At 57.9% G+C, this 12,536-nt stretch carries 13 protein-coding genes; 8 read left to right on the top strand and 5 right to left on the bottom strand.

Features of this window, described 5'->3' with window-relative positions; all coding sequences use genetic code 11:
* Positions 1 to 47: 47 nt before the first annotated feature.
* The gene (locus AC2AXP_RS06255) at positions 48 to 461 is read right to left on the bottom strand and encodes a hypothetical protein (protein WP_484381493.1); all 414 of its coding nucleotides are present in this window, start codon (positions 459 to 461) and stop codon (positions 48 to 50) included.
* Positions 462 to 576: 115 nt separating this feature from the next.
* Between AC2AXP_RS06255 and AC2AXP_RS06250 the strand changes: the two genes are divergently transcribed.
* From AC2AXP_RS06250 to ydfG, 4 genes are all read left to right on the top strand, one after another.
* Positions 577 to 2,043 (top strand): MFS transporter, encoded by a 1,467-nt coding sequence (locus AC2AXP_RS06250; RefSeq protein ID WP_273868120.1) that lies wholly within the window; start codon positions 577 to 579, stop codon positions 2,041 to 2,043.
* A gap of 3 nt (positions 2,044 to 2,046) precedes the next feature.
* Complete coding sequence (locus AC2AXP_RS06245) at positions 2,047 to 3,105, top strand: aldo/keto reductase (protein WP_198773120.1); 1,059 nt, start codon at positions 2,047 to 2,049, stop codon at positions 3,103 to 3,105.
* A gap of 95 nt (positions 3,106 to 3,200) precedes the next feature.
* Positions 3,201 to 3,725, top strand: coding sequence for a GNAT family N-acetyltransferase (locus AC2AXP_RS06240; protein WP_004963212.1), 525 nt, complete (start codon positions 3,201 to 3,203; stop codon positions 3,723 to 3,725).
* Between the two features lie 72 nt (positions 3,726 to 3,797).
* Positions 3,798 to 4,547, top strand: a complete 750-nt coding sequence (gene ydfG, locus AC2AXP_RS06235; protein ID WP_273868115.1) for a bifunctional NADP-dependent 3-hydroxy acid dehydrogenase/3-hydroxypropionate dehydrogenase YdfG — start codon at positions 3,798 to 3,800, stop codon at positions 4,545 to 4,547.
* A gap of 33 nt (positions 4,548 to 4,580) precedes the next feature.
* On the opposite strand, the gene AC2AXP_RS06230 is transcribed toward ydfG, so the two are convergent.
* A complete protein-coding gene (locus AC2AXP_RS06230; protein WP_004963217.1) occupies positions 4,581 to 4,907 on the bottom strand; it encodes a YnfA family protein in 327 nt (108 codons plus the stop codon).
* 150 nt (positions 4,908 to 5,057) lie between these two features.
* On the opposite strand from AC2AXP_RS06230, the gene AC2AXP_RS06225 reads away from it, so the two are divergent.
* Positions 5,058 to 5,426, top strand: a complete 369-nt coding sequence (locus AC2AXP_RS06225) for a DUF1283 family protein (protein ID WP_004963219.1) — start codon at positions 5,058 to 5,060, stop codon at positions 5,424 to 5,426.
* 88 nt (positions 5,427 to 5,514) lie between these two features.
* The gene (locus tag AC2AXP_RS06220) at positions 5,515 to 5,814 is read left to right on the top strand and encodes a DUF1161 domain-containing protein (protein ID WP_004963224.1); all 300 of its coding nucleotides are present in this window, start codon (positions 5,515 to 5,517) and stop codon (positions 5,812 to 5,814) included.
* A gap of 28 nt (positions 5,815 to 5,842) precedes the next feature.
* Here AC2AXP_RS06220 and AC2AXP_RS06215 read toward each other — a convergent pair whose 3' ends face one another.
* Positions 5,843 to 7,330 (bottom strand): MDR family MFS transporter, encoded by a 1,488-nt coding sequence (locus AC2AXP_RS06215; protein WP_039992121.1) that lies wholly within the window; start codon positions 7,328 to 7,330, stop codon positions 5,843 to 5,845.
* A gap of 304 nt (positions 7,331 to 7,634) precedes the next feature.
* Here AC2AXP_RS06215 and AC2AXP_RS06210 point away from each other — a divergent pair, with 304 nt between their 5' ends.
* On the top strand, positions 7,635 to 9,005 hold the full coding sequence (locus tag AC2AXP_RS06210) for a cytochrome c peroxidase (RefSeq protein WP_484381492.1): 1,371 nt from the start codon (positions 7,635 to 7,637) through the stop codon (positions 9,003 to 9,005).
* Positions 9,006 to 9,118: 113 nt separating this feature from the next.
* Positions 9,119 to 10,399: a voltage-gated ClC-type chloride channel ClcB gene (clcB, locus tag AC2AXP_RS06205; protein ID WP_004963233.1), complete on the top strand. Its 1,281-nt coding sequence runs from the start codon at positions 9,119 to 9,121 to the stop codon at positions 10,397 to 10,399.
* Here clcB and bioD read toward each other — a convergent pair.
* A complete protein-coding gene (gene bioD, locus AC2AXP_RS06200) occupies positions 10,396 to 11,067 on the bottom strand; it encodes a dethiobiotin synthase (protein WP_004963235.1) in 672 nt (223 codons plus the stop codon). The genes clcB and bioD overlap by 4 nt on opposite strands.
* Before the next feature lie 159 nt (positions 11,068 to 11,226).
* Positions 11,227 to 12,444 (bottom strand): sugar metabolism global transcriptional regulator Mlc, encoded by a 1,218-nt coding sequence (gene mlc, locus AC2AXP_RS06195; protein WP_004963238.1) that lies wholly within the window; start codon positions 12,442 to 12,444, stop codon positions 11,227 to 11,229.
* Positions 12,445 to 12,536 lie beyond the last annotated feature (92 nt).

The following is a 12,536-nucleotide window of genomic DNA, read 5'->3' as shown; positions in this document are numbered from 1 at the left end:
TTAATTTAAAGATAGCAAGCGGCATGCCAGAGTGAGGTTTTATCTTTTTAATCGTTAACAAACAGTACTTTATAAATAAACCCTTTACTAATAGGGTCTGATGGAAATATATCGACAAAAAGCAAACGGTTGCTATTTTTAGGCAACCGTTTGCTGTTTTTTAATAAAATGAAACGTTGCACCATCATCGAGCCAAAATAATTTGCCGATAACGGCGCGTAAGCCGCCCTAAACGCAATCAGCCAGCATTTGCACCAAAAACATGCACGCCGCGCCGCAGGCAAACCCCTGACACGACCAGCCAACGATTCGACGCCAGATCTGCCATGCCGACTACGATGCAGCACAGACGCCCTACCAGGCCTCTTGCCGCTCACTAACCAGGCCAAATCATCCGTCATGGCACCTGTTGCTAATGTTGCTACGTTAATTCTGAAATACTCCTTATAGTTCTTAACCACTTTTTAACAACCTCGCATTGCGCTATGCTCAAAAACCTGCCCGACTCGCCTATTTCTGTGAAGAGATTTCTGTTATGCCTGTAACCGGTCCGCATTCTGTTTCGAGCGTTCGCTTATGAGTTGGTTTTCACGCGTAGGCGCCTTGCCACTGCTGGTCGCTGGCGCATTCTTTATGGAAAATCTCGACGGCACGGTGATTGTCACCGCGATGCCGCAAATGGCTGCGGCGTTCGGCGTGCAGCCGGTCGACATGAATGTCGGCATTGCCGCCTATATTCTGACCCTGACGGTGTTTATCCCGGCCAGCGGCTGGATCGCCAACCGTTTTGGCGCACGCAATGTATTTTCTGCCGCCGTGCTGATTTTCACCCTGGCGTCGGTGCTGTGCGCCTTTAGCATCAGCCTGCCGACTTTTACCGCTGCGCGCATTCTGCAGGGGTTCGGTGGCGCGCTGATGGTGCCGGTTGGCCGGCTGGTAGTGCTGCGCAATACCGAGAAAAGCGGTTTAATCAAGGCGATTGCCACCATTACCTGGCCCGGTTTGGTGGCGCCGATCCTCGGGCCGCCGGTCGGCGGCTTCATTACCACTTACGCCTCCTGGCACTGGATTTTCATCCTCAATGTGCCGCTGGGTATTATCGCCCTGCTGCTGGCCTGGCGACTGATCCCGCAGGAGGAGGCGCAAACCGGGGTGCCGTTTGACGGCCTCGGTTTTCTGCTGACCGGCGTCGCCTGCTTTGGGCTGATGTTTGGCCTCGACCTGATCAATCATCCACAACTCTCCTGGCTGGTGCCGTTGGCCTGCATTGCCGCTAGCCTGGCGCTGGGTATGCTGGCCATTCGTCATGCCAGGCGTAGCCCTCATCCGTTAATCAACCTGTGGGCGATGCGAGTAAAAAGTTACGCCGTCACAATATGGGGTGGTACGCTGTTCCGCGTGGCGATTGGCGCGGTGCCTTTCCTGTTGCCGCTGCTGTTCCAGATAGGCTTCGGCCTGAACGCTTTTGACGCAGGGTTGCTGGTTCTGGCGGTGTTTGCCGGCAATTTGGCGATGAAACCTTTTACCTCGGCGATCCTCTATCGCTTTCGCTTTCGCAGCACCCTGATGGTCAACGGCCTGCTGAACGCCGCGACCATCTTTGCCTGCGCGTTCCTGACGCCAGAAACGCCGGTGTGGCTGATCGTCACACTGTTATTCATCAGCGGCCTGACGCGCTCGATGCAGTTCACTGCACTGAATACCCTGGCCTTTTCTGAAGTGCCGCAAACGCAGATGAACGGCGCCAATGCGCTATTTACCATGGCGCAGCAAATGGGTGGCGGTCTGGGCATCGCCATCGGCGCATTGGCACTGCGGCTGGCTGACGTCTGGTTCCCCACCGCCGGCGACGCCATCCCACTGGTCAACTTCCAAATGGCGTTTGTGGTTATTGGCGGTATTGCCTTGCTGTCGGTGGTCGACAGTTTTGGTCTGGATGCCGAAGCAGGTAATGAAATCCGCCAGAAAAAACCGGCCAATCTGCTCCCTGCGGCGCCGCAAGACGCCAAGGGAAGGCTGTCATCAACCAAGGTAAGGAGTTAAACGATGGAATACCGTCAACTGGGGCATTCCGGCCTGAAGGTGTCGGTGCTAAGTCTCGGCACCATGACCTTTGGCGGCGAAGGCAAATTTGCCAAAACCGGCGATACCAACGTCAGCGAAGCACGTGAACAGGTAGCCATGTGCATAGACGCCGGCATTAACCTGTTCGATACCGCCGACGTCTATTCCGCCGGTAAATCGGAAGAAATACTGGGGCAGGCGCTGGGCGATAAGCGCCACCAGGTACTGGTGGCCAGCAAGGCGCGCTTTCCGATGGGCAACGGTCCGAACGACGCCGGGCTATCACGCCACCACCTGATCCGCGCCTGCGAGGCCAGCCTGCGGCGGCTAAATACCGATTATCTCGATTTGTATCAGTTACACGAATGGGATGGCATGACTCCGGTAGAGGAAACCCTGCGCGCGCTGGAGCATCTGGTCAGTAGCGGCAAGGTACGCTACGTCGGCGTATCCAACTTTTCCGGCTGGCATATCATGAAGCACCTGGGCGCAGCGGCGCTGACCGGCAGCGTGCGGCCAGTCAGCCAACAGATCCACTACAGCCTGCAGGCTCGCGAGGCAGAATATGAACTGCTGCCGATAGCGCAGGATCAGGGATTGGGCGTGCTGGTATGGAGCCCGTTGGCCGGTGGTCTGCTCTCCGGCAAATATCGTCGCAATCAACGCACCCCGGAAGGCACGCGCCATATGGCGCAATGGGGTGAACCGCCGGTGCGCGACCAGGAAAAACTGTATGATATCATTGACGTGCTGGTAGCCATTGCCGATGCGCGCGGTCTGTCGGCTGCACAGGTGGCCCTCGCCTGGCTGCTACAGCGCCCCACCGTGACCTCGGTAGTGATTGGCGCACGCAATCGCCAGCAACTGACCGATAATCTTCATGCCGCCAGTCTGACGCTGAACCAGGATGAGCTGCGCCAACTGGAGGATGTCAGCCGCCTGCCGCTGCTTTATCCCTATTGGCATCAGGCCCGTACCGCAGCCGATCGTCTGTCCGTCGCCGATCTGTTGTTAATCGAGCCGCACCTGTCGCAAAAATAATTCGCATCTGTCGGCAATCAACGTAGTATCAACGATCCGCCCTGGTTTAACCGGGCGGATTTCTGCCGTTTGGCCTGAAAAGTGAGGTAATAATAATGAAACACAGTGACCTTTCTCAGTGCCGGGTGAACACCGATCGGTTGTTGATTGCCCCTTTTACCGCAGCTGACGCCGATGATGTTTACCAGGCGATTACCCCTACGCTGACCCGTTTCATGAATTTCGAACCGGAGCCGTCGCCCGAGGCGTTCGCCAACGTCTGGCAAGGCTGGCTGCCCCTGATCCGCGAAGGTGAAGAAGTCTTTTTCGTTGCTCGCCTGCGCGACAGCAAACAGTTTATCGGCATGAGCGGCGTGCACGATCTGCATAGCCATACCCCGGAACTCGGTATCTGGGTGAAGGAAAACCAGCATGGCCACGGCTATGGCCGCGAAATCGTCCATGCCATCGCCGCCTGGGCCAGCGAGCGTTATCGCCCGCAGTACTTCATTTATCCGGTTGCCGAACAGAACGCTCCCAGCCGCCGGCTGGTCGAGTCGCTGGGCGGCGTGGTCAGCGGCCGCCGCGACCATATCAAGTATGACTGCCTGGTCTATCATCTGCCGATGATTGGCGAATGATATGTTTTGTGCCGGCGAAATATGTTAATCATAGAGTACGGTATTGGCTAAAAAACCTTGAGGAACAGCAGGATGATCATTTTTGTTACCGGCGTAACGTCCGGTTTTGGTGAGGCTATTGCACGTAAATTTATTGCCGACGGGCATCAGGTCATTGGCGCCGGGCGCCGTGCAGAACGCCTGCAGGCGCTGAAAGGCGAATTGGGCGATGCGCTGCACACCGTACAGCTGGATGTGCGCAACCGTGCCGCCATTCAGCAGGCCATCGAGGCATTGCCGGCAGCGCTGCGCAACGTGGACGTGCTGGTCAACAACGCCGGGCTGGCGCTGGGGCTGGAACCGGCGCACAAGGCCAATGCCGATGACTGGGAAACCATGATCGACACCAATAACAAAGGCCTGGTCAATATGACCCGCGCACTGCTGCCGGCGATGGTGGAACGCAACGTCGGCCATGTAATCAACATCGGCTCTACCGCCGCCAACTGGCCTTATGCCGGCGGCAACGTGTACGGCGCGACCAAAGCGTTCGTTAAACAGTTCAGCCTTGGCCTGCGCGCCGACCTGCACGGCACGCGCCTGCGGGTAACCGATATCGAGCCAGGTCTGGTCGGCGGAACGGAGTTTTCCAACGTTCGCTTCAAGGGCGACGACGGCAAGGTCAATAAAACCTATGACGGTGCCGACGCACTGACGCCGGAAGACATTGCCGACGCGGTATTTTGGGTCGCTACCCTGCCGGCGCGGGTGAATATCAACACGCTGGAGATGATGCCAGTCAGCCAGAGTTTTGCCGGGCTAAGCGTTCATCGCGGTGCCTGACAGGACGGCGGCGGGTATCGCCCGCCGCCTTGTTTATGCCGCGCGCCAGCCGGCGACGATAATCAGCATGCCCGCCAGCGCTACCCCAGCCCCCAACCAGTCAAATGCCGTCAGCTTTACCCCGTCTACCACCCGCAGCCATAACAGCGCCGTTGCCACATACACCCCACCATACGCCGCGTACACTCTGCCGCTGGCTGCCGGATGCAGGGTCAGCAGCCAGACGAAAACCGCCAGACTGACGGCTGCCGGCAGCAAAAGCCACGCGCCTGCGCCTTTTTTCAGCCACAGGTAAGGCAAAAAGCAGCCGATAATTTCAGCCAGCGCGGTGGCGAAGAACAATAAGGTAGTCTTAAGCATCAGGACGGTTTTCTCTCCGAAATATAAACGAAAGCGGTGCTTGGCTGGTACCTGGTGAACAGGTGGTGGTATATTGACCTCATGCCCTGACAAGGGTACCCAAGTCGGTGTTGCCGCCAGCGCGCAACACTTTCTCAGAAGGATAAAACCATGAAATTACTTTCTCGCCAACGACTGCTGCGCAGTCTGCTGCCGGCCGCAGCGCTGTTGGCTCTGAGCGCCTGGCAATTGCCGGCCATGGCCGCCAGCTGCACACAAGGCAGCACCTGCGTCACCGTTGACGGCAAAGGTAGCGGCGCAATGTCTACCGAAGAAGCCCGCCAGAGTAAAGAACAGTGGAATGATACCCGCACCTTGCGCCATAAGGTCAACACCCGGGTCGAAAAAGATTTCGACAAGCTCGACAAAGCCGCCGACGACCAGGATCGCTGTAACGACAGCCTTAATGTCAACGCCTATTGGGAACCGTCGACGCTGAAATGCCTCGACCGCACCACCGGGCGTCAGATTTATCCTTAATCTGGCACCAGCGTGCCGCCAGCGTTAATTTTAACCGCGCGAGCTGCTATCCTGATAAGGAAATGGGCTCTTAACCAAGGACAGAGTGATGAGAAAAGCGTTTGTACTCGGCGCTTTGCTGATGGCCACGGCGCCGCTGGCGGCCTTCGCCTCATGCGAAAGCGTGAAGGCGGAAATTTCGCAGAAAATCATCAGCAACGGCGTACCAGAATCCGGCTTCAAGCTGGATATCGTGCCAAACGATCAGGCCGAGCAAGCTGGCGGCCAAGTGGTTGGCCACTGCGAGAACGACACACAGAAAATTGTCTACACTCGCCTGAATAATGGCGATGACGGCGGGGACGCGGCGCAAACCGGCACCAGCCAGGATATGACCTCCCCGCAATAACCTTCCCGGGCGCGGTTCGCTGCGCCCGTTACGTCTGTTCCACTTCCTCGCCTTCCCCTTGCGGCCGATGCCGTGCCGGCACCAGCATTGCCGCTGCCAGCGCAAACAACGACACCAGCGCCGAAACCAGGAATACCCAATGCAGCGACGCCGCCACCTGTTGGATCAGATTGGCCAATACGTCGGGCTCTAGCGCCCCACGCCGCGCGGGTTCCATCAACTGTTGTAGCGGATCGGCAGTTTGCGGCAGGCGCAACTGCAGGTTGATGTTCAGCGTCGCCCCGAGAATTGCCGTGCCGATCGCCGACCCCATCATGCGGGTAAATACCGTGCAGGCGGTAGCGATGCCACGAATGCTGTGATGGGCGGCGTTCTGTACTGAGACCAGGAAGGTGGTGTTGCACAACCCCATGCCGGCGCCGACCATAAAGGCCGCCGTTCTGCCCCATAGCAAGCCGCCGTGCGGTTCAAGCAGCAACAGGATCAGCCCGCCGGCAACCAGCAATCCCGCCCCCAACAGCGCAGTAGTGCGGTAGGACGTCCACAGCATCAGACGGCCACTGAAGGTGCTGGCCAGCGGCCAGCCGATTGACATCAATGCCAACGTGGTTCCGGCCTGTAACGGCGTCTCTCCCATCACTCCCTGAATAAACGTCGGCAAAAAGGCGCTGATGCCCATCATCGCCGCGCCAATCGCCAGACCGCCGATGTTGCCGGCGATAATCACCCGACTACGCCACAGCGCCAGCGGGAATAACGGCTCCTGCGCACGACGCTCCTGACGCACCAGCATGATCAGCGAAAACATTGCCAGCAGCAGCATCGGTAGCACCCACCACCCCATGCTTTCGGCCTGCAACAATGCCAGCAACAGACTGGCGACAAACAGCGTCAACCAACCGGTACCGGCCAGATCCAACGCGTGCCGACGCACTTGACTGCCGGCGGGCAAATAGCGCCCGAGCAGCAGCATGGCCAACAGGCCGATCGGCAGATTGACCCAGAACACCAGCGCCCACGGCAGGTGCTGTACGATAAATGCGCCCAGTAACGGGCCGATGATCGCCGAAAAGCCCCACACGCTGGACAGATAGCCCATCACCTTCGGCCGTTCCCGCGGACTATAGATATCGCCGATAATGGTAGTGGCAATCGGCATCACCGCACCGGCACCCAACCCCTGCAATAATCGAAAACCGATCAACCAGTACATGTTGGGTGAAAAGCCGCACAGCACCGAGCCCAGCAGGAACAGCGACGCGCCAAAAAAGAAGATGCGTTTGCGGCCATACAGATCGGCCAGGCGTCCGTAGATCGGGATGGTGATCGCCTGTGCCAGCAGATAGACCGCAAAGACCCACCCCAGCAGCGAGAATCCCCCCAGATCGGCAATAATGGTCGGCATGGCGGTGGCGACAATCGTCGCCTCAATCGCCGACATGAACATCGCCAGCATACAGGCGATAAGGATCAGCGGGCGGTGTGCCACTGGCACCGAGTAATCGTCATTCGTCATTGATAGTCCAATCATATCCCGCAGAAGTGTAATGAGATGAAGTATACCAGCCTTGGCATTTGCGGCTGAAGTACGTGCCCGGATCGCGATCCCGGTTACAGCCTGACGCATCAATTGAACATTTTGTTACAGCGTCACTTATCGTCACCGCCTATACCAATGATAGGTCAGCCCACTCTCCTGCCTTGATTTCAATCAACTACCGTCACGCCTCTGGCCTGGACAATCAGCTTGCCGTTCCCTTGCCGCATCACTGGCTGGCTGAATGGCTGTTGGAATGCAAACTCAATGGAGCGAGAACACAATGAAAAAAATCATATTGGGCTGTGCAATCGTGGCGATTGCCGGCTATCTGAGCGTGGTCGGTTATATCTACCACTTCGATCAACAACGTCAACCGCCGCTGGCGGGCAATACCATCAGCACCATCCTTACCCGACACGGTTGTGATTATTGCCATACCGCGTCTGCCGAATTGCCGTTCTATGCCCGATTGCCAATTAGCAGGCAACTGATGCAATACGACATAAAAACCGGATTGCGCCATTTTTCACTCGCGCCGACGCTCACTGCCCTACAACAAGGTGGCGCGGTAGCCGAGACCGACCTCGCCAAGCTGGAGTCGGTACTGCAATATCGACAAATGCCGCCAGTTCGCTACAAGGCACTGCACTGGGCCGGGGAACTCGATGACGCCAACCGGCAAACGCTGCTGGCGTGGATCCGCCAACAGCGCACGCAGTATTACACCTTGCCAGGCACCCCTGCGGCATTGCTTGGTCAGGCATTGCAACCGCTGCCGAAGGCATTACCGACCGATGCACACAAAGTGGCTCTGGGGTTCAGGCTGTTTCACGATCCACGCCTGTCGGCCGACAACAGTATTTCCTGCGCCCATTGCCATATGCTGGGCGCCGGCGGCGTCGATGCCCGCGTCACCTCACTCGGCGTTAACGGCCAGCAAGGACCGATCAACGCGCCAACGGTGTTCAATGCGGTGTTCAACATTGCGCAATTCTGGGACGGCCGCGCGCATGACCTGCAGGAACAGGCCGGCGGACCACCGCTTAACCCCATCGAAATGGCCTCCACCTCGTGGCAGCAAATCATCGATAAACTGGATCAGGATGCACAGTTGAAAGCGGACTTTCGCCGCGTCTATGCCGACGGTTTTTCCGCCAGCAACATTACCAACGCCATTGCCGAGTTCGAAAAAACGCTGCTGACTCCGGACAGCCCGTTCGACCGTTTTCTGGCCGGCGATCGCCAGGCGCTTACGGCACAGCAGAAGCGAGGCTATCAGCTGTTCCGCGACCATAAGTGCGGCACCTGCCATACTGGCGTCAATCTGGGCGGCCAATCCTATGAAATCATGAGGTTAAAAGCAGATTACTTCGCCGATCGCGGTAATCCAACCACAGCCGATCTTGGTCGTTACAACGTAACCAAACGTGACGCCGACCGCCATCGTTTTAAAACGCCCACCCTGCGTAATGTGGCATTGACCGCGCCATATTTCCATGACGGCAGCGTCACCACGCTGCATCAGGCGGTGCGCGACATGCTGAAATATCAGGTCGGTACCACGCTGCCAGAAAGCGACGTTGACGATCTGGTGGCGCTGTTGGAAGCGATGACCGGCACATACACCCCGGCAGCGCTGACCGTCCGATAAAACGTTCGCCATCACAACCCCCGGCGAATCTGCAAAGATTCGCTGGTTTTCACACCGCCAGACAAGCACAATGCCCGCTGACCCTTTCATTTTATTCACCATTTTACTGACGCATGAAAAGACTGGTCCATCTTCGCCACTATCGCGCCCTGCTACGCCGTCTGTTTATCGCGGTATTCCTCGGTATCTGCGCCGCGTTGGTAGTGTGGCTGTTCCACCGCGCCATGCTGGGATTGGAGTGGTTGCTGCTCGATCACGAGGACGGCAGTCTGGTGGCCGCCGCCGCCGCGTTACCGGCCTGGCGACGCGCTTTGACGCCGGCACTGGGCGGGCTGGGAGCCGGCCTGCTGCTGTGGATGTATCAACGTTACCGTCATCAGCGCCCGGCCGCGCCCACCGACTATATGGAAGCGATTGAAACCGGTGACGGTCGGTTGGACGTCAGCGCCAGTCTGGTTAAGTGTCTGGCCTCGCTGCTGGTGGTTTCCAGCGGCAGCGCCATCGGCCGCGAAGGCGCAATGATCCTGCTGGCGGCGCTGGTGGGGTCGGTGTTTGCCCAGCGCTTTACGCGCGAGAAAGAGTGGAAGCTGTGGGTGGCCTGCGGCGCGGCGGCCGGTATGGCCAGTGCCTATCACGCGCCGTTGGCGGGCAGCCTGTTCATTGCCGAAATTCTTTTCGGCACCCTGATGCTCGCCTCGCTTGGCCCGGTAGTGATTGCCGCCGTCAGTGCGCTGTTGGTGACCAATCTGTTGAACGGCGGTCAGGCGCCACTGTATCTGGTTGCACCGCTACCGTCACCGTGGCCGGTGCAATATCTGCTGATGGCATTGCTTGGCGTGTTGGCAGGCGTTTGCGGCCCACTGTTTTTATCGGCGATGTCGGCCAGCGGGCGGGCTTTTCGCTCTTTGCGCCTGACGCCGCCGCTGCAATTGGCGCTCGGCGGGCTGATCGTCGGTCTGCTTTCGCTGCTGTTCCCCGAAGTCTGGGGCAATGGTTACAGCGTGGTGCAAGCATTGCTCAGCGCGCCTCCGGGTGTACTGCTGGTGGCGGCCATTCTGATCTGTAAATTATTGGCGGTGTTGGCCAGCAGCGGCTCCGGCGCACCTGGCGGCGTCTTTACCCCGACGCTGTTCGTCGGTGCCGCGCTCGGCTCGGCGATCGGCCAGATATGCGCCCTGTGGCCGGAACTGGGCAGCGCGATCCCGCTCCTGATGGCGTTGACCGGCATGGCGACCCTACTGGCCGCCACCACCCATGCGCCGATAATGGCCGCGCTGATGGTGTTTGAAATGACCGGAGAATACACCTTGCTGCCCGGCATTTTGCTGTCTTGCGTCATCGCCACCACCATTTCGCGTGGCCTGCGTTCGGTTTCGGTCTACCACAATGCCTAACGATCCAGCAGGGTCGAAATGTCCAGATAGTGCGCCAGATCGCGCTGTTCCGGACGCGGCAGATACGGTATTTCGCCCAGCATCGGTGCCGGGATACGCTGTTGCAACGCATCGATGGTTTCGGCGTAATGCGCCAGCCCAGGGTTAATGCGGTTGGCAACCCAGCCCAACAGCGGCAGACCGTCATTGATAATCGACTGCGCCGTCAGCAATGCATGGCTGACGCAGCCGAGCTTGATGCCAACCACCAACACCACCGGTAGCTGTTCCTGTACCACCCATTCGGCATAGGGCCGCAGGTCGCTCATCAGCACCCGCCAGCCGCCGCTACCTTCCACCACCACGGTTTCAGCCTTGTCGGCCAAATGGTGCAAACCGCTGCTCATTACGCCGTAATTGATATCGTCGCTGGCATGAACGTGAAACACTTCATCCGGACAGGTGATGGGGTTGATTTCTTGATAACTCAGCGGCACGCTGGAAGAAGCCTGCAAAACCAAAGCGTCTTTATTGCGCATGCCTTCGCTGGTTTCGTAACATCCCGCCGCAATCGGCTTGTACCCCACCGCAGTACGACCCTGTGCGGCAAATGCCTGCAACAGAGCGCGGGAAATCACGGTCTTACCGACATCGGTATCCGTACCTGTAACAAATAAACGCTTTAACATGACTGGATTGCCCCGGAATGCTCCGTTAAACCAAATATCGCCCTATAGGCGGAGAGTGTCGAACGGGAAAATTCTAGGGGATGCCGGGCCGGGATGGCTTGAGGTAGCGCAATATTTTGTCGTTAAAGAATAAGAATCACTGATATGACCGGCCAAGCCTCAGCCTTGCAACAGCTTGACCAACAGCGAACCGTTGTACAGCGCTTCTTTCACCAGTGCCGCGCCGGGCATGGTGCCCTGATTGAAAAACTGGGTGGATTCCACTTGAAGATGTTGACTGTAGATCGGCAGCGACTGCTGGTTAATGCATGATGCAATCGCCGGATGCAGAATTTCTGCTGCTCGATTGAGCGGCGAGCCGACCAGGATCTTTTCCGGGTTGAACAGGTTGACCATAATCGCCAGAATGCGCCCGACGCTGTGGCCCACGCCAAGGATGATGTCTTTCGCCAGTTGGTCACCGGCCAAGGCGGCATCGCACAGAGATTCAACGCTCAGCGGCGCGTTGTGCAGCGTCGACGTCATCGAGGCGCTCAGGCGTTGCTGGGCGATGTCCAGCATGTTTTCAACGCTGGCCACGGTTTCCAGGCAACCGTGGTTGCCGCAATAACACCGTTTGCCGTAGGGATCGACCTGCGTATGGCCGATTTCCACCACTCGCTGACTACCGGAATGCAACACCCGCCCACCGGTGATCACTCCGGCACCGACGTTATGGTCGATCACCACCTGAATCACGTTTTGATTACCGCGAGAGGCGCCATACAACGCCTCGGCCATGGTCCAGGCGCAGATGTCATGTTGCAGAAATACCGGCAAACCGGTGCGGGACGCCAGTGCCGGGCCGAGCGGCATATCTTCGACCTGGTAAAACGGCATGCGGTGCACAATGCCATTAGCAACGTCGATCATGCCCGGCAATGTAATGGCGATGGCGGTCAAACGTTCAAGACGTTGCTGATGACGAATAAAGAACCGATCGACTTCGGCAACGATGCGTGTCAGTAGCGGTTCCGGGTGGTCCGCCGCCAGCGGAAGCTGCTCTTCGACCACCAGTTTGCTGCTGATATCACGCAGCGCCAGCGTAATGCTGCCGCGACTGATACGCGCGGAAAGATAATGCCAGGCCTCGGTATCCAGCACCAACCCCACCGCTGGACGGCCGCGGCTGCCCACTTCCTGGAACTCGGTTTCCTTGACCAGATGCGCTTCCAGCAGTTCACGCACGATTTTGGTGATACTGGCTGGCGCCAGTTGGGCACGTTTTGACAGTTCGATACGCGAAATCGGCCCGAGCTGATCGATCAATCGATACACTGCCCCTGCATTTATTTGCTTTATCTGATCAATATGCCCAGGCTGCCCATCAGCAATCACGCCCCTGCTCCTACAATTTTTCGCGCTTCTAAATAAAGACTATGGGCTATGGTGGGGCTTTTGTAATACAGCGTCAACTATTTGATTCGTTA

Source organism: Serratia sp. Sp408, assembly GCF_057180665.1.
The sequence above is the reverse complement of the archived record's forward strand: the minus strand, read 5'-3'. Positions and strand labels throughout refer to the sequence as shown.